We start from the raw sequence: 17,259 nt of genomic DNA, 5'->3' as shown, positions 1-17,259 counted from the left end.
ATTAATGGGCATCATCCCAGTTTTTACCTTGGCCTACTTCTACGACTAACGGTACAGAAATTTCCAGAACAGACTGCATGACATCCGCAATTTGTTTTGAAAGTTCATCTGCAATGTTTGAATCAACTTCAAACACCAATTCATCGTGAACTTGAAGTAATAGTTTTGCTTGATCTTTTGGCAGGATTTTATCTACTTCAATCATTGCTAACTTAATAATATCAGCAGCACTACCTTGTAAAGGTGCATTAATTGCAGCACGTTCAGCAGCTTTACGTACCATCACATTTCGAGCGTCAATATCCGGTGTATAAAGACGGCGCCCTAAGATAGTTTCAACAAACCCTTGTTCCGATGCTACTTGGCGAGTACGTTGCATGTATTCGTAAATGCCAGGATAGCGTTGGAAGTATTGTTTGATATAGTTTTGCGATTCTTCACGAGTAAAGCCAAGTTGACGAATTAAACCAAACTCGGACATGCCGTAAAGTAGACCGAAATTCACAGCTTTAGCCTGACGGCGCTGATCATTGGTCACATCTTCAATTGCAATACCTAACACTTCTGCCGCTGTTCTACGGTGTACATCTTGACCATGTTGGAATGCATGAACTAAGGCATCATCTTGAGAAAAATGAGCCATTAAACGAAGTTCAATTTGCGAGTAATCGGCTGCTAACAAAACTCGTCCTTCCGGTGCAATAAATGCTTTACGGATTTGACGGCCAATCTGTCTACGAATTGGAATGTTTTGTAAGTTAGGGTCAGAAGAGGATAGGCGACCTGTTGCCGTTAGTGCTTGATGATAGCTGGTATGTACACGATGGGTGTCATTATGCGACTGCTCAATTAAACGGTCAGTATAGGTGCTCTTTAATTTTGCTAATCCACGGTGTTCTAAAATAATTTCTGTTAGGGGATGCTCAATTTTTTCAAGAACACTTTCACTGGTGCTGTATTGTCCAGTTGCAGTTTTTTTACCACCTTTAATGCCTAACTTATCAAATAGAATTTCACCTACTTGTTTAGGCGAAGCAATATTAAAAGTTTCACCTGCAATTTCCATGGCCTGATTTTCAAGGTCTTCCATAGTTTTCGCAAATTCAACACTTAATTTATCTAAGAAAGCATGATCTAAACGGATTCCATCTTCTTCCATACCCGATAAGATTCGAGCAACTGGCATCTCAATGTTATATAAAATATTTTCCAATTCAGGATGTGCTTTAAGTTTATTTGAAAGTACTTCATATAAACGATAAGTCACATGTGCATCTTCTGCTGCATAATGTGCTGCAACTTCAATCTCAATTTGATTAAAAGTCTTCTGTTTTGCACCTTTGCCAGCAATTTGCTCAAAAGTAGTGGTCAAATGGCTTAGGTAAACACGAGCAACATCATCCATGCCATGACGAGTAGCTGCTGCATTCAGTACATAAGATGCCAGCATGCTATCGAAATACCAACCTTTAAGTTCAATACCGTGATTAGCAAAAATGTGCGCATCATATTTAAGATGATGACCGATTTTTTTAACTGCTTCATTTTCAAGTACAGGTTTGATTTGCGCTAAAACTTGTTCACGGTTCAGTTGTTGTGGCGCATTTTCGTAATTATGTGCTAAAGGAACATAGTAGGCATCTTTCGCATCAAATGCGATTGAAAAACCAACCATCTCGGCAATACGGTAATCAAGACTTGTGGTTTCTGTATCAATAGCAAAATGATCGGCATTCTGCATGCGTTGCCAGAGCTGATCCCATGCTTCTTGTGTTAAAACAGTGTGATAGTTTGCAGTTCCAAGCTGGTCATCTTGACTAGTCAAGCTTGCTTGATCTTCTGTTTCAATCGTTTGAGCAGGTTTAACTTCATTTTGGACAATAGTTTGTGAAGCTTGCTGCTTATAGCTTGAGCTATTTGGATTGTTTGGATGATCGAGAGACTGTAACTGGTTTCTAAACTCAAGCTCCGTATAGAGATTGCGTAAGGCATCTACATTTGGATCAGTAAGTTTTAATTCATGCCAGTCGAGTTCTAAAGGAAGATCACAGACAATGCTTGCCAACTGGTGATCAAGCTTAATATTGTCTAAATTATCTTTAATATTTTGGCTCAGTTTGCCTTTAAGTTGGTCTACATTGGCAATGATATTATCCAATGTCCCATATTCGGTCAGTAATTTGGCAGCCGTCTTTGCGCCTACGCCAGGTACACCCATAATGCCGTCAGATGCATCACCCATAAGGGTTAAGTAATCGATAATCTGATTTGGCCAAACACCAAATTTTTCAAATACGCCGTCGGTGTCTAGTACTCGATCTTTAAAGCTATCTTCAAGTTTTACATAGTCATTAACCAGCTGGGCCATGTCTTTATCTCCGGTTGAGATAAGCACATGATGACCTTCTTTTACGGCGCGTTTAGCGAGAGTCCCGATAATGTCATCGGCTTCTGCACCCGGAAGACTATATAAAGGAATCCCTTGAGCCTTAATCAATGCATGTAAATATGGAATCTGTTGAGACAATTCTTCCGGCATAGTCGGGCGGTCACCTTTATAAATAGGTGAAAGCTTATGACGGAAAGTTGGCTCAGGCGTATCAAAAATGACAGCCATATGTGTCGGTTGCATACGACGCATCAATTTTTGAATGGCAGAAATTGCTCCACGTATTGCATTGGTATGTAACCCTGTAGAGGTCGTCAATGGTGGTAATGCATGATATGCACGAAATAAAAAATAGGACCCATCAACCAAGACAAATGGTGGCATTGAACAATTCCTTAAACTGAATTATGGGTATTTTACGTGAAAACGGCTATGAATGCAGGTTTATGATTTTTGCAGTATTTTGTATGTATAAATATACGCATGTATTGGCTTGAAGTAAGATGGCCTGTAATGAAGGTGTCATATTGCTAAGCCCATGTATAAAAAAGACAAACAGGGAATGATCATTGTTTTGATCGCTTTGACTTTGTTTTTAGCCATTTCAATTGGTTTTAAATTTCAGAGTGCCGTTGTCGCTTTATCTATTGCGCTCACTGTCATACTGGTTCAGTCATTATCAAGTCTGCATCAACGTTTAACTCATTTAGAACAACAGTTTTCTCACAAGACAACGCCACTTTATTCTATTCATATGCAAAGAACGGTAATTTATACCGCCGCTTTGGTTGCATTAATTGCTTATATCAATCATTGGATGTGGATTGCTGGTGGGGCATTATTGGTTTTACTGTTATGTTTGATTCAAACCATCAGTGCATTTCATACTCGTTTATTGTTTCTCGAGACAGCCAAGCAAACAGTAAATGTAAATGAATCTATACATACAGAAGTGATAACGCCTGTATTAGAGCAAGTTGATCCAAACAATATTACCGAGCCAGCTTTACCTGAAACAATAGCATTAAATCAAGAAGAACAAACAGTTCGTACACAGACTACCGCATGGTGGCAACCAGCAGTCGATTGGATGATTCATGGTAATCCAATTTTAAGGGTTGCTGTTGCTGTGCTTATGGTTGGGGTAGTGCTCTTACTGCGTTTTGCAAGTGAGCACTGGCAGTTGAGCTTAGGTGTGAAACTTGGTTTTATTGCGATTGCAGGTTGTGTATTAACAGCATTTGGATATACCTTGCAAAAGAAAAACCAGCTATTTGCTGTGGCATTGCAAGGTGTAGGGTTAGCTGTTGTCTTTCTAACGCTTGTGTTCTCACATCATTTTGGTGTAATCACCAGCCTAACTACAGCCAGTATTCTATTTACGATTTTATTAGCAATTACAGTATTCCTGAGTTTAAAACAACAAGCTATTTATTTGACAATACTCGCACTGGGTATGGCTTATGCGGCTCCTTTAGTTATTCCGCAATATCGTCCTGATGTGGTTTTTTTATTTAGTTACTATCTTGTTATTAATCTTGCAGTCGCTGCGGTTAATTTTATTCAGCCTTGGAAAATCCTAAATCAGATCGCTTTCTTTGCCACAATGTTTATTGGCGGTAGTGCAATCGCATTTTATGCAGAGCCAGCAAAATTTGACATATTAGACTGGATTTTATGGCTCCATATAGCGCTATTTATTTGGTTAAGTGTTCGTTATAGCCAAAATATCTCTCGGGTTTCAGAACATGAAAAACAAGAGGGGATCCGTTTACCTCCGCTCTTAGATGTTGGTCTTATTTTTAGTGTACCTGTACTAGGCTTTACGCTTCATGCCTATTTAGTTCATGAGTCGACCCAAGCTTTAACAATTGGTGCTGTTGTTTTAGCAGGCACTTATGCGGTGTTAACGTTCTGGATTAAAAAAACTCATCCTCAGCTTTCAGTCCTTGCAAAAAGTTTTTTCATTCTCGCGGTTGCTTTTTTTGCCTTAATTTTCCCACTTGCAAAAGGAGCACATTGGACAGCGATTGGTTGGGTAGCTCAAGGTAAGGCCCTCATTGTATGGGGAGTAACTGAACGCTACCGTTTAAGCCGATATATTGGTGTGATTTTAGTTTTACTCAGCTCACTTGCACTGTTTTATCAGGTTTGGGCAAATGAAGAGTTTCCAACGCTAAGCACTAGCATTTATGCAATTGCCCAATTCATTTCAGCCTTTTATTTATTGCAATACAACAGCAAAGAACAACGCTATTTTAGCGCAAGCATGTTTAGCGGTATTTTCTTATGTTTAGGCATGTATGCGGGCGCCGTAGCAGGTGTAGAAATAATGGCATGGCATCATCATGCTTTAAGTCCATATTTGATGTTTGCTATCGCTCTAATAGCAATATTTAGTGCGATTGTTCACTATAAACTTCGTGTGCAATGGCAAAGTTTGCAGTTAATTTTAATTAGCCTGTTACTGTTATTAGTTTTGGGTGAGGCCTTTGCGAGTCAAGTATTTACTTTGTTTAAATGGGTAGACTCATTACAACAAACTACTTTCCTAGTCTCTACCATTATTCTTAGTGGCTTATTTATTATGGCTCAACCGCAGTCAAGTCATTTGGGTCACATCAAGGTATGGGCTGGTTTAAGCTGGTTAGCGTTAGCGATAGTTGGCGTGACTATTTTCCCAAAAATGCCAATAGTCGCTTTGGCTTTTGTTCCTGTAGTTTATTCGCTTTGGGCTTATAAAACTCATAAAACGACACTATTGCATCAAATTCCGGTGTGGTGTTTAAGTTTAATATGGTTGTTAGTTGTGAGCATTGATCGCCACTCCGCTGAGTACCTTTATTTTGTTCCTTTATTTAACTTAACTGATTTTCTTTCTATTGTAGTATTTGCAGGTCTGCTCTTTATTATTTATCAGCATGCTTTTGATCAAGATAAATCGCTGGAATGGACTTTTAAAATTACAACAATTTTAGTGGGCTTACTGGTATTTAGTAGTGTAGTCGTCAGAGGCTTGCACCATTACTGGGCAACTCCGCTATGGAGTGCTTCAATTTGGACAAATGGTGTAGTACAGCTAAGTTTGACGTTACTTTGGGTTATATTGGCATTTGTTTTGACTACATACTCTAGTCGAAAAATGATTCGTCAACTCTGGTTTGTAGGCGCTGCACTTTTAGGGATTGTTGTATTAAAACTAATTTTGCTTGATCTATCACAAAGTGCGACATTAACTCGGGTCATTTCGTTTATTGGAGCAGGTGGGGTAATGTTGATTATTGCTTATCTTGCGCCATTACCACCGTCATCCTCTGTACAGAAGAATCAAGAGCCTAAGCTTTAGGCTCTCGTTTTAGCTCTTTTTGATTGCTGTATTGATCGATATCATCTTCAGCAAAAGCAGTAGATGGTCGATCAATTAAGCCCATTTTCGGAACAGGAATCTCAATTTGGTTATCTAAAAAACCATTTCGGATACGTTCTTGCATTTCATCTCGAACTTTTAAAGAGTTTTCTTGACGACACCACATTGCAAATAAAAGCTCAATTGACGACTCCCTAAAAGCAGTGACTGTAACAGCAGGTTTTGGATCATCTAATACGAGTGGATAATTCGCTGCGACGTTAAGTAGAACCTCACGGACTTTAATAATGTCTTCATGAAAGTTAATTGCCAAAGTAATTGGAATACGCCGTATTGGATATTTTGATAAGTTGTGTACAGGAGCACGAATGAGTTGTTCGTTTGGTAAACGAATATAGACGTTGTCGAGTGTAAGTAACTTTACCGAAAGCAAATCAATTGAGATAACTTCGCCTTCGATTGTATTCCCGCGAATAAGTGTAATTTGAATCGTATCACCGACCTCAAATGAACCTTCACCAATCAAAAATAAACCACTAATCAAGTTACTGGCAGATGTTTGTGATGCGAAACCGAGTGCTACTGTTAAGATCCCCGCTGCCCCCAGAAATACACTAAGTTTGAACCCGGCTTCTTTTAAACTCGTCATAATGAAGAGTAAGAAAATAAAATAGAAAATACCGCGGCGCCATACCAGACGCTGGTGAGCATTAAAACGTGAGCCAACGGTTCTAATAAATGTATTTGAAATAATACGGGCAAGAACAAAACCAATAAAACAAAGCACTACACCGACTAAAATTTCACTAATTCGTTCGGTATTGATATTGGTAAATATGCTTTTGAGGCTATCAGCGATATCTTTTGGAATACTTGAATCGGCCATAAAACCCCCTTAAAAGAATGAATCAAACATATTAAATAGCGCACCACCCGGTGAACGTGGTGGGTGAACATAAGTCACTTCACCTGCCAGAGGGGGAGTACGGTTTTCAATACGAATACGGGCTGGGCGGTCAGAGCCTTCATAGTAGACTTTGATTTGTGATGTCCATAAGCGTCCCGTACTTTCACTATAAAATAGCGGTAGGGCGGTAACCGGTACATTCATACGGTCAAAGCGTAATTGATGATTACTGGTATTATGAAAATCGATCGGCGTAACTGCACGAAAAGCACGTGGGGTTAATAGATTTAAATCGGTACGACCATCAACAGAGGTTGCATAACAAATTTCACCTTGCTGGGCATTAGGACCAAACCATGTATCTTTGGGTTGAATTACAGGAATCTCAAATAAAGGTTCATGCTGACTTTCAACTAAACCGGCAATCCATAGGGGGGTACTAATATAAAGTGTCCCACGTTGACCTGCTGGAATGTAGATTGGATCAACCGGTTTAATTACCACTGATCGGTCCGCCAAACGTGGCATGAGTAGAAACTTCGGATTAGTTTTCCGAAACATATAACGTTCGACTTGCACAGAATGTGGAAAACCAAAATTTGCATCCGTTATGATGTGCCAATCTTGCTCATTATCATCTTGGAGAGTCGGGCGATAATATTCGATACGCCATTCTTTTATGCCACGTGTTAAACGAAAGAGCATTGAACCGAATTGCCATGCTTTGGACTGGTTAATTTCAAAGTGCTGTTCACCCCACCATTTTAAAGAATTCTGGGGGTGAGGCTGATATTCATTATTTTCAAACAAGACGTAAAATTCCTCTACCGAGTTGTTAAACAGACTTCACGCTGTAATCTGCTTAGAGTACACTCAAAATCATCTTACTCATCATTATAAATTGTGATGCAAATATTGAAACAAATACAAGTTCCATATAGTTTTGCCAAGCGTCATGGTGTTTTATTTCGTTATGACGGTGATCAAGTTTTTATTGTTAGACGTCAAAATACAGAAAAAATTGCATTGCAGGAAGCAAGACGAATTTTGGGGAAACCTGCACACTATCAATTATGCACTGAACAAGAATTCAATAGCCTATTAAGTACTAGTTATGCAGGTGATACAGGTGAATCTCAACAAGTAGCTGCGGGCTTAGAAGACCATCCTGATTTATTAAGCCTTGCAGATCAGGTGCCTGAAACAGAAGACTTAATGGATCAAGAGGATGACGCGCCTATTGTTCGTCTAATCAATGCTCTTCTCTCTGAGGCAATTCGAGTAGGGGCTTCAGATATCCATATTGAAGCTTTTGAAAAAAAGCTATCGGTTCGTTTACGGGTAGATGGACAATTGCGTGAGATTGTACAACCGCGCCGTGAACTAGCCCCGTTACTTGTTTCGCGTATTAAAGTTATGGCGAAACTCGATATTGCCGAAAAGCGTGTACCGCAAGATGGGCGTATTTCTTTACGTCTTGCTGGTCGTGAAGTCGATGTCCGTGTTTCAACTTTGCCTTCTTCTCATGGTGAAAGGGTGGTCATGCGTTTACTCGATAAACAAGCGGGTCGCCTTAATATGACTCACCTAGGTTTAATGGCAAATGACTATGAACGTTTAACTCAGTTAGTACATCGTCCGCACGGTATTATTTTGGTCACAGGGCCTACTGGTTCGGGGAAAACGACGACTTTATATGCTGCCTTATCTGATCTAAATGACAATACCCGTAACATCTTAACTGCCGAAGATCCAATTGAATATCAGCTTGAAGGTATTGGCCAAACTCAAGTGAATACCAAAGTGGATATGACTTTTGCTCGTGCTTTAAAGGCAATGTTACGTCAAGATCCAGATGTGGTGATGGTGGGGGAGATTCGTGATCTGGAAACTGCTGAAATTGCAGTTCAAGCATCTTTAACAGGTCATTTGGTTTTATCGACGCTACATACCAACACCGCTATTGGTGCAGTGACTCGACTTAAAGATATGGGGATTGAACCTTTCCTGCTTTCAAGCTCTTTAATTGGGGTGGTTGCGCAGCGTTTGGTTCGTACTTTATGTCCACATTGTATGACATGGCGTGAAGCCGATACTTTTGAGAAGCAAGTTTTTCAGCATATTTCCCATGAACCAAGTTTAAAGTTACCAGAGGCTCAAGGGTGTGATCAGTGTTCTCATTTAGGGTTTAATGGCCGTACAGCGATTTATGAAATTGTACCTATTGATGAACCTATGCGCCGTCTCATTCATGGTAATGCAGCTGAATTTGAATTAGAAAATCATGCTCGTCAGTATTCTGGTTCTATTCGCGATGATGGTTTACGTAAGGTGCTCTCAGGTAAAACTACACTTGAAGAAGTGCTTCGTGTAACCAATGAAGCAAGTGAAGCATAATTTGTAAGATATAAAAAATGCCCGATATGATTCGGGCATTTTTTATATTAAAACTTATTCAGTCACAATATTAAACGTCACATCAATATTGTTACGAGTTGCATTTGAATATGGACAAACGATATGAGCTGCTGCAACTAACTTTTCAGCTTCTTCACGGTCCATACCGATTAAATAAACATTTAAAGTAACTTCAATACTAAAACCTGTTGGAATTGGACCAATACCGACTTCACCTTCAACATACGCATCTTTGCTAATATTGAATTTATCGCGATTGGCAACAAATTTTAAAGCACCTAAAAAGCATGCTGAATAACCAGCTGCAAATAATTGTTCTGGGTTAGTTACAGCACCACCAGCGCCGCCCATTTCTTTAGGTACACCAAGTTGTACGTCTAATACACCGTCTGATGAAGTTGCACGACCATCACGGCCACCTGTTGCTTTGGCTTTTGCACGATACACAACTTTTTCTAATGACATCTTTTTATTCCTAAATTAAATTGAATGCAAATATATCGTACACGACTTAATTATTTTAACAAGTCAATTTTGTAAAAAAATTGGTGATTATTTAGCTATATTTGTACGGAGTTGTGTTAATTGATCTTTGAGACCGAGAAGGGTAGCCGTATCACAAGAACTGGCCTCTAAGATATGCGTTGGAATATTTACGGCCTGTTCTTTAAGTTTTTTCCCCTTTTCGCTAAGCGTGATAATGACTTGTCTTTCATCTTCTTTTGAACGAGTACGATTAAGAAGCTGCAATGCTTCTAACTTTTTTAAAATTGGAGTTAAAGTTGAAGATTCTAAAAATAACTTACTGCCAATTTCTGAAACAGTAATCTCATCTTTTTCCCACAACACCAACATCACCAAATATTGAGGATAAGTAATCCCTAATGGAGTTAAAAGTTTGCGATAAAGTTGATTAAGGGCTAAATTTGTTGAATAAATGAGGAAACATAATTGATTCTCAAGCTTTAGATTTTGACAGTCTTGGTCCATATATTCCTCAGAAAACTAATGGGTGCTTTTCTAGTATATCGCTTTATGTTTAATTTCTTAAATGCTCATAATTTAGAGCTATTGATAAAAATAAGATAACGTAAAAAATGGAGTAATCTAAACATTACTCCATCACTTAAAAATACTAATTTAAAATGGTTACCAAAGGTCGGCAATTTTTTTCATTAAACGAGCACGATATTTTGCAGTTGGGTTATTTTCATTACGTTGTTGCTCTTGTTCATAAAAATCTTGCCAGGCCGTGATCATTTCTAAAGTTGTTCCTTGTTTTTTAATCATAGAAACATCGGCAGGCTGAATATTCTCTAAACGCTGTCTGGCACCTTCTGCACCTGTCCCCCAACCAATAATCCGCTGGCCAAAAGCAGGCAGAGGAATATTTTTTGGAGTAGGAGGTAGTACATTTTGTTTAAGCTGCAAATTTGGAGAGACAAAATTATTCGTTGTCCCGAAATCAGTCGCATAACAGTGAATATTTGCCCCTAAGCAAAAAATGCTAAATAAGTATTTCCACATGAATAATTAAGCTTTTAATAGTGAATTAATTTACGATGCATCATTAAAGGCATTGATGTACGCACAAGTTCTTGAGCAGCTAAATCAAAAGGTACCGTAATTAAACCGTTCCCTTCATAATCAATCATACTTAAAACTTGACCACGACTATCAGTTGCTCCTGCATGCCCCCAAGTTTGGCGTTTTTCCCCATGCCAACCTTGTTGCGCAGCCCCTAAAACATAGCATTGGCTATCCATTGCACGTGCTTGCAGCAAAAGCTGCCAATGCATCTGACCTGTTGTATAGGTAAATGCAGCAGGAGCAGTTAATAGATGAGCACCTTGCTGTCTAAGGGTTAAAGCTAACTCAGGAAAACGCAAGTCATAACATACCATTAGGCCAATATTGCCAAAAGGGGTAGATGTGACTACAACGTCTGTTCCTGGTTCAAAGAAACGAGATTCCTGATATCCACCCACAGCATCGCCAACTTGTACATCAAATAAATGTATTTTGTCATAACGTGCTTCGGTACGTTCAGGACTGATGCATAAACTCACTGTGCGCACTCGACCATCTTGTATGATGGAACCATCCGGACGAAATGGGCACGGTAGAGTGCCTGCAACAATCCAGATTTGATACTGATGCGCAAGTTTCTCAAGTCTTTGTTGAATCGACTCAAATTGCTCTGCTGTTTCACGCTGTTTGCCAGCTGCAAAACAAACAAAGTTTTCGGGAAAAACAATTAAGCTGGCATTTTGAGCCTTGCTTTGCTGAATCAATGACTCAATCACTTGAAAGTTGCTTTCAATGTCATCTTGAGAATTCATTTGAACAACTGAAACAAGAGTCATATACACATCCAGATTAGCAATAAATTTTAGGCATTTTGCTTATCAGATACTTGTTCAAGCGTGTCTTGTTCTTTTTGCAATTGCTTAACAAGCGGCTCAAACATGTTCTGATTATTTGCATTGAGTTTCATCAATGTCTTGTGTGCGTCCAGAACGGTTCTTAGCATCGCATTATGAGTAATGTGCTCGTCAGTTAACGTTAAAGTACAAACGTTAGGATCGCCACAATAATTCAGGATGACAAAAACCTGCCCTAGCCCCATGCTGTTGGCTAAGGTTGTGATATCTGGATTGGTAGATAGCATCACAGCTTGAATATGATGAGTCTGTTTCAGTTTTAAACCTAGCTTAGCTAGGATACCTAATACAGTACTATCAATAAATGTTGTTTGGGTTAAATCAACGATTGCACCAACAACATTTTCTTGCTGTTCAATTCTGTTTAAAAGTTTGTCTAGACTTATACAAGAATGGGCTCGCACTTCACCAATAAGCTTGAAAATATGCGTTCCATTTAAACTTGCATATTCAACATGACCTGTTGACATATAAATGCCATTTTCAGAGAAGGATAGAAAAATTATCACATAGTGCCATCTCAGACTCAAGAGTCCTTAAGTCGTATATTATGTAATTAATTGATTCTTAAATTAATTCATTCGACAAAGACTAAAGATGGCAATGTCATCAGCAACGTGATCAGGGGCTTGGAATGATTGATTTTGCAAATGTTGGACTAATTGTTGAAACTGATCATTCAAGCCGCCATCAAATGGTTCTAGTGCTCCATCTGAGCAAATAATGAAACGTGCATGACGATTTAATGTACATACATGTTCTTCAACTTCTAACTCATCAGTTAATCCTAATGGGAAGCTACTGGTGGTTAAAATTTTTGGGGATTGATTAGGTTCAAAAATAATTGGAGGAGGGTAATGACCTGCACTAGACCAGCGAAGACTATGAGTTTCAAGATTTAGAATACCGACCACAATTGTAATATGTTTTTCAATATTCTCTTGAACCAGCATCCCATTTAACTTTTTGATTAACTGTCGTGGTGTTTTGGAGCGACCATGAAAGGCTGCCATCCAAGAAGTTAATAAGCTACTTGTTACACCATGCCCCGATACATCGGCGAGATAAAATAAAACCTCTTTATCATTGAGCTTCCAGTAGTCGTACCAGTCGCCTGATAAATAGGCAGAAGGTTGGAAAAAAGTTTCAACCTCATAATTTAATAAATCAATAGGATTTGGCAATAAACGTTTTTGTAATTCTGCTGCCGAAGGTAAATCACGGCTATCCTGATTACGTTTATATTGTGCATCAATTCTTGTTAAAGCTTTATTTAGATCTTTAGGTAACTGGTTCCATACCCATCCTGCAAGAGCACCAGCTTCCCATGCTTGAGCTAAAGCACTACCTTCATGCTCAAAAGCAATCACGATTGTAGGTAAACGCCATTTATAAGTTAGGAAATCTTGTACATCAGCAATTGCGATAATTGTTGGGTCGTATAAATCGAGATCATCTATGTGAATGACTTGTAAGTCTGGTAATGCTTCCAGAGCTTGCTCTACGAAAGGGATAGAGCGTGTCGGTTTAATAAAATACATAGAAGATATGGTAGTCCTTTTTCAAGATCACTTTATCCATCATAGAGGATGTATGACCAAAATCAAGGTATTGCCTTATTATAAGAAAAATGCAATACCTTGATTTGTCCTTTAATTATTTTTCGGTTTTATCAGTGTTATCTTCTGGTACATCTTCGGATTCGTCATCATCAATAAAAGACACATCTGCCGAATCACCTTTTTTCTCGGCAATCTGGAACGCTTTACGTTGGAGATATAAATCACGAATCATTGCATATTGATCGCCTTGTATAGTTTGGTCTAAATCTAGATATTGAGCGCGTGTATCAACGGCTTGTAATAGATTAGTCGACCAATACAGGCCATCTTGATCATCCATAATGTATTTTTGTGGACGGGCCTGAGCATCTACAGCCAAGCCAACGCCATCACGTAAAGTGCTTGGCCCAAAGAAAGGCAGCATAAGAAATGGTCCAGAAGGAACACCATAGTAACCGAGAGTTACACCAAAACTTTCTTCTTCAGGAGGTAAGCCTAAGCGGCTCGCTGGATCGGCTAAACCTAAAGTTGTTAACGTATTAATAGTAAAACGACCTAAAGTTTTTGCGGCGCGGCCAGGACGTCCTTGAATTAGCTGGTTAACAGCATTCCATGGTTCGCCAAGGTTTTTACGAAATTGTCGGTAAGAACCACGTACATCTTCTGGCGTCTTTTCTCTATATTCAACAGCAACGGGACGCAAAACATGGCGGTCTAACATATCGTTAAAAGAATAAATTGGACGGTTCAGTGACTGTAATGGATCTTTTACTGTATCCGGTTGAGCAGCATTTGCGTTGATCTTTAAATCTTTAACTTTTATGCCTTTCAAATCTTTAATAATTTGTAAGTGAGGTCGGCTATGCTGAGTTTGGGTTGAAGTAACATCTTCCGAACTAGCGGCAGATTCTTCAGTAAGATTTTCTTGAGCATGGGCTGAGGTGTAAAGACCTACAGTTAATAAGCTCGACAAAAGTAAATTAGAATAATTCATATAATTCCTTAACCGCTAGCCAGGCTATATTCAATATGCAGTTGGGTAGAGATATATTTTAATACAGAAGCGATAAGCTATTATCAATGTAAAATTGATCAAATTATATAGAAATATAGCCAAAAAGCCTAAAAAATGTACGCTTGATATGAAATGCTATAAAAAGGGGTTGCAAAGGGAGAGAGATGGTCTATAATGCACATCCATCGGCGGTGATGCAGATAGAAACTTGTTGAAAAACAGTTACTTGTGATTAGATTGGTTGCTTTAAGTGATGAATTTGATGGGAAGTTGGTTTAGAGAATAAGTTTTAAAAATATCGAAATTACCTGTTGACTTTTAAGAGATTAAGAGTAATATAGCCGACCTAGCTTGCTGGTGACGAACCAGTAAGAAGATCATTAAGAGAATTGAAGAACAACTTGTGTGGATTTTTACTGATTGATTAATCGAAATAATTTTCATTGATTGATTGGTTTAAATTACTCGAAGTTTATTTGAGCGAAATTTAAGTCAGTAATTGATGAGCCAGAATTGGCACCTTGTCTATAAATAAGGTGCAAAATGATTTTAACTGAAGAGTTTGATCATGGCTCAGATTGAACGCTGGCGGCAGGCTTAACACATGCAAGTCGAGCGGGGGAAGGTAGCTTGCTACTGGACCTAGCGGCGGACGGGTGAGTAATGCTTAGGAATCTGCCTATTAGTGGGGGACAACATCTCGAAAGGGATGCTAATACCGCATACGTCCTACGGGAGAAAGCAGGGGATCTTCGGACCTTGCGCTAATAGATGAGCCTAAGTCGGATTAGCTAGTTGGTGGGGTAAAGGCCTACCAAGGCGACGATCTGTAGCGGGTCTGAGAGGATGATCCGCCACACTGGGACTGAGACACGGCCCAGACTCCTACGGGAGGCAGCAGTGGGGAATATTGGACAATGGGGGGAACCCTGATCCAGCCATGCCGCGTGTGTGAAGAAGGCCTTATGGTTGTAAAGCACTTTAAGCGAGGAGGAGGCTACTCTAGTTAATACCTAGGGATAGTGGACGTTACTCGCAGAATAAGCACCGGCTAACTCTGTGCCAGCAGCCGCGGTAATACAGAGGGTGCGAGCGTTAATCGGATTTACTGGGCGTAAAGCGTGCGTAGGCGGCTTATTAAGTCGGATGTGAAATCCCCGAGCTTAACTTGGGAATTGCATTCGATACTGGTGAGCTAGAGTATGGGAGAGGATGGTAGAATTCCAGGTGTAGCGGTGAAATGCGTAGAGATCTGGAGGAATACCGATGGCGAAGGCAGCCATCTGGCCTAATACTGACGCTGAGGTACGAAAGCATGGGGAGCAAACAGGATTAGATACCCTGGTAGTCCATGCCGTAAACGATGTCTACTAGCCGTTGGGGCCTTTGAGGCTTTAGTGGCGCAGCTAACGCGATAAGTAGACCGCCTGGGGAGTACGGTCGCAAGACTAAAACTCAAATGAATTGACGGGGGCCCGCACAAGCGGTGGAGCATGTGGTTTAATTCGATGCAACGCGAAGAACCTTACCTGGCCTTGACATACTAGAAACTTTCCAGAGATGGATTGGTGCCTTCGGGAATCTAGATACAGGTGCTGCATGGCTGTCGTCAGCTCGTGTCGTGAGATGTTGGGTTAAGTCCCGCAACGAGCGCAACCCTTTTCCTTACTTGCCAGCATTTCGGATGGGAACTTTAAGGATACTGCCAGTGACAAACTGGAGGAAGGCGGGGACGACGTCAAGTCATCATGGCCCTTACGGCCAGGGCTACACACGTGCTACAATGGTCGGTACAAAGGGTTGCTACACAGCGATGTGATGCTAATCTCAAAAAGCCGATCGTAGTCCGGATTGGAGTCTGCAACTCGACTCCATGAAGTCGGAATCGCTAGTAATCGCGGATCAGAATGCCGCGGTGAATACGTTCCCGGGCCTTGTACACACCGCCCGTCACACCATGGGAGTTTGTTGCACCAGAAGTAGCTAGCCTAACTGCAAAGAGGGCGGTTACCACGGTGTGGCCGATGACTGGGGTGAAGTCGTAACAAGGTAGCCGTAGGGGAACCTGCGGCTGGATCACCTCCTTAACGAAAGATTGACGATTGGTAAGAATCCACAACAAGTTGTTCTTCATAGATGTATCTGAGGGTCTGTAGCTCAGTTGGTTAGAGCACACGCTTGATAAGCGTGGGGTCACAAGTTCAAGTCTTGTCAGACCCACCATGACTTTGACTGGTTGAAGTTATAGATAAAAGATACATGATTGATGATGTAAGCTGGGGACTTAGCTTAGTTGGTAGAGCGCCTGCTTTGCACGCAGGAGGTCAGGAGTTCGACTCTCCTAGTCTCCACCAGAACTTAAGATAAGTTCGGATTACAGAAATTAGTAAATAAAGATTGAGATCTTGGTTTATTAACTTCTGTGATTTCATTATCACGGTAATTAGTGTGATCTGACGAAGACACATTAACTCATTAACAGATTGGCAAAATTGAGTCTGAAATAAATTGTTCACTCAAGAGTTTAGGTTAAGCAATTAATCTAGATGAATTGAGAACTAGCAAATTAACTGAATCAAGCGTTTTGGTATATGAATTTAGATTGAAGCTGTACGGTGCTTAAGTGCACAGTGCTCTAAACTGAAATGTTGAAGTTGCTAACTTGTAGGTAACATCGACTGTTTGGGGTTGTATAGTCAAGTAATTAAGTGCATGTGGTGGATGCCTTGGCAGTCAGAGGCGATGAAAGACGTGATAGCCTGCGAAAAGCTCCGGGGAGGCGGCAAATATCCTTTGATCCGGAGATGTCTGAATGGGGGAACCCACCTACTTTAAGGTAGGTATTGCAACATGAATACATAGTGTTGCAAGGCGAACGAGGGGAAGTGAAACATCTCAGTACCCTTAGGAAAAGAAATCAATTGAGATTCCCTCAGTAGCGGCGAGCGAACGGGGATCAGCCCATTAAGTTATGTGTGTTTTAGTGGAACGCTCTGGGAAGTGCGAACGTAGAGGGTGATATTCCCGTACACGAAAGGGCACACATAATGATGACGAGTAGGGCGAGGCACGTGAAACCTTGTCTGAATATGGGGGGACCATCCTCCAAGGCTAAATACTCCTGACTGACCGATAGTGAACCAGTACCGTGAGGGAA

12 protein-coding genes, 2 tRNA genes and 2 rRNA genes are annotated in these 17,259 nt (G+C 40.3%); 6 read left to right on the top strand and 10 right to left on the bottom strand.

Annotation, left to right across the window (positions count from 1 at the left end; translation table 11 throughout):
* Nucleotide 1 precedes the first annotated feature (1 nt).
* The gene (gene polA, locus AC6BYQ_RS21430) at nt 2–2,773 is read right to left on the bottom strand and encodes a DNA polymerase I (RefSeq protein WP_001134667.1); all 2,772 of its coding nucleotides are present in this window, start codon (nt 2,771–2,773) and stop codon (nt 2–4) included.
* Nucleotides 2,774–2,927: 154 nt separating this feature from the next.
* On the opposite strand from polA, the gene AC6BYQ_RS21425 reads away from it, so the two are divergent.
* The gene (locus tag AC6BYQ_RS21425; protein ID WP_031986005.1) at nt 2,928–5,735 is read left to right on the top strand and encodes a DUF2339 domain-containing protein; all 2,808 of its coding nucleotides are present in this window, start codon (nt 2,928–2,930) and stop codon (nt 5,733–5,735) included.
* Here the strand turns inward: AC6BYQ_RS21425 and AC6BYQ_RS21420 are convergent.
* Both AC6BYQ_RS21420 and AC6BYQ_RS21415 read right to left on the bottom strand, forming a co-directional pair.
* Complete coding sequence (locus AC6BYQ_RS21420; RefSeq protein WP_000785635.1) at nt 5,725–6,642, bottom strand: mechanosensitive ion channel family protein; 918 nt, start codon at nt 6,640–6,642, stop codon at nt 5,725–5,727. The two genes, AC6BYQ_RS21425 and AC6BYQ_RS21420, sit on opposite strands and share 11 nt — an antisense overlap.
* Before the next feature lie 9 nt (nt 6,643–6,651).
* Nucleotides 6,652–7,473 carry a DUF432 domain-containing protein gene (locus tag AC6BYQ_RS21415; RefSeq protein ID WP_000462729.1) on the bottom strand — a complete coding sequence of 274 codons (822 nt, stop codon included), beginning with the start codon at nt 7,471–7,473 and terminating at the stop codon, nt 6,652–6,654.
* A 96-nt stretch (nt 7,474–7,569) separates the two neighbouring features.
* Between AC6BYQ_RS21415 and gspE the strand changes: the two genes are divergently transcribed.
* Complete coding sequence (gene gspE, locus AC6BYQ_RS21410; protein WP_001166321.1) at nt 7,570–9,060, top strand: type II secretion system ATPase GspE; 1,491 nt, start codon at nt 7,570–7,572, stop codon at nt 9,058–9,060.
* A 54-nt stretch (nt 9,061–9,114) separates the two neighbouring features.
* Here the strand turns inward: gspE and AC6BYQ_RS21405 are convergent, their stop codons facing one another.
* From AC6BYQ_RS21405 to AC6BYQ_RS21375, 7 genes are all read right to left on the bottom strand, one after another.
* A complete protein-coding gene (locus AC6BYQ_RS21405) occupies nt 9,115–9,546 on the bottom strand; it encodes an organic hydroperoxide resistance protein (RefSeq protein ID WP_000051124.1) in 432 nt (143 codons plus the stop codon).
* A gap of 87 nt (nt 9,547–9,633) precedes the next feature.
* On the bottom strand, nt 9,634–10,071 hold the full coding sequence (locus AC6BYQ_RS21400; RefSeq protein WP_000371731.1) for a MarR family winged helix-turn-helix transcriptional regulator: 438 nt from the start codon (nt 10,069–10,071) through the stop codon (nt 9,634–9,636).
* 159 nt (nt 10,072–10,230) lie between these two features.
* Nucleotides 10,231–10,608, bottom strand: a complete 378-nt coding sequence (locus tag AC6BYQ_RS21395; RefSeq protein ID WP_000266123.1) for a DUF4951 domain-containing protein — start codon at nt 10,606–10,608, stop codon at nt 10,231–10,233.
* A gap of 14 nt (nt 10,609–10,622) precedes the next feature.
* Entirely contained in the window at nt 10,623–11,447 is an 825-nt protein-coding gene (locus AC6BYQ_RS21390) for a carbon-nitrogen hydrolase family protein (protein WP_000177090.1), read from the bottom strand.
* A gap of 26 nt (nt 11,448–11,473) precedes the next feature.
* Nucleotides 11,474–11,995 carry an anti-anti-sigma factor GigB gene (gigB, locus tag AC6BYQ_RS21385; protein ID WP_000103065.1) on the bottom strand — a complete coding sequence of 174 codons (522 nt, stop codon included), beginning with the start codon at nt 11,993–11,995 and terminating at the stop codon, nt 11,474–11,476.
* Between the two features lie 102 nt (nt 11,996–12,097).
* Nucleotides 12,098–13,066: an RsbU family protein phosphatase GigA gene (gene gigA, locus AC6BYQ_RS21380; protein ID WP_000273590.1), complete on the bottom strand. Its 969-nt coding sequence runs from the start codon at nt 13,064–13,066 to the stop codon at nt 12,098–12,100.
* 115 nt (nt 13,067–13,181) lie between these two features.
* Nucleotides 13,182–14,081, bottom strand: a complete 900-nt coding sequence (locus AC6BYQ_RS21375; protein ID WP_001109856.1) for an MlaA family lipoprotein — start codon at nt 14,079–14,081, stop codon at nt 13,182–13,184.
* Nucleotides 14,082–14,652: 571 nt separating this feature from the next.
* Between AC6BYQ_RS21375 and AC6BYQ_RS21370 the strand changes: the two genes are divergently transcribed.
* From AC6BYQ_RS21370 to AC6BYQ_RS21355, 4 genes are all read left to right on the top strand, one after another.
* Nucleotides 14,653–16,189: ribosomal RNA gene (locus AC6BYQ_RS21370) — 16S ribosomal RNA — on the top strand.
* A 59-nt stretch (nt 16,190–16,248) separates the two neighbouring features.
* A tRNA-Ile gene (locus AC6BYQ_RS21365) sits at nt 16,249–16,325 on the top strand.
* Between the two features lie 55 nt (nt 16,326–16,380).
* Nucleotides 16,381–16,456: transfer RNA gene (locus AC6BYQ_RS21360), tRNA-Ala, on the top strand.
* Nucleotides 16,457–16,796: 340 nt separating this feature from the next.
* A 23S ribosomal RNA gene (locus AC6BYQ_RS21355) occupies nt 16,797–17,259 on the top strand; the annotation flags it as partial.

The organism is Serratia sp. LTN-2, from assembly GCF_059740205.1.
The sequence above is the reverse complement of the archived record's forward strand: the minus strand, read 5'-3'. Positions and strand labels throughout refer to the sequence as shown.

Coding starts and splice junctions, on each gene's coding strand:
- AC6BYQ_RS21425 (WP_031986005.1), top strand. CDS start 2,928: ATGTATAAAAAAGACAAACAGGGAATGATCATTGTTTTGATCGCTTTG.
- AC6BYQ_RS21420 (WP_000785635.1), bottom strand. CDS start 6,642: ATGGCCGATTCAAGTATTCCAAAAGATATCGCTGATAGCCTCAAAAGC.
- polA (WP_001134667.1), bottom strand. CDS start 2,773: ATGCCACCATTTGTCTTGGTTGATGGGTCCTATTTTTTATTTCGTGCA.
- AC6BYQ_RS21395 (WP_000266123.1), bottom strand. CDS start 10,608: ATGTGGAAATACTTATTTAGCATTTTTTGCTTAGGGGCAAATATTCAC.
- gigA (WP_000273590.1), bottom strand. CDS start 13,066: ATGTATTTTATTAAACCGACACGCTCTATCCCTTTCGTAGAGCAAGCT.
- AC6BYQ_RS21400 (WP_000371731.1), bottom strand. CDS start 10,071: ATGGACCAAGACTGTCAAAATCTAAAGCTTGAGAATCAATTATGTTTC.
- gspE (WP_001166321.1), top strand. CDS start 7,570: ATGCAAATATTGAAACAAATACAAGTTCCATATAGTTTTGCCAAGCGT.
- gigB (WP_000103065.1), bottom strand. CDS start 11,995: ATGTCAACAGGTCATGTTGAATATGCAAGTTTAAATGGAACGCATATT.
- AC6BYQ_RS21390 (WP_000177090.1), bottom strand. CDS start 11,447: ATGACTCTTGTTTCAGTTGTTCAAATGAATTCTCAAGATGACATTGAA.
- AC6BYQ_RS21375 (WP_001109856.1), bottom strand. CDS start 14,081: ATGAATTATTCTAATTTACTTTTGTCGAGCTTATTAACTGTAGGTCTT.
- AC6BYQ_RS21405 (WP_000051124.1), bottom strand. CDS start 9,546: ATGTCATTAGAAAAAGTTGTGTATCGTGCAAAAGCCAAAGCAACAGGT.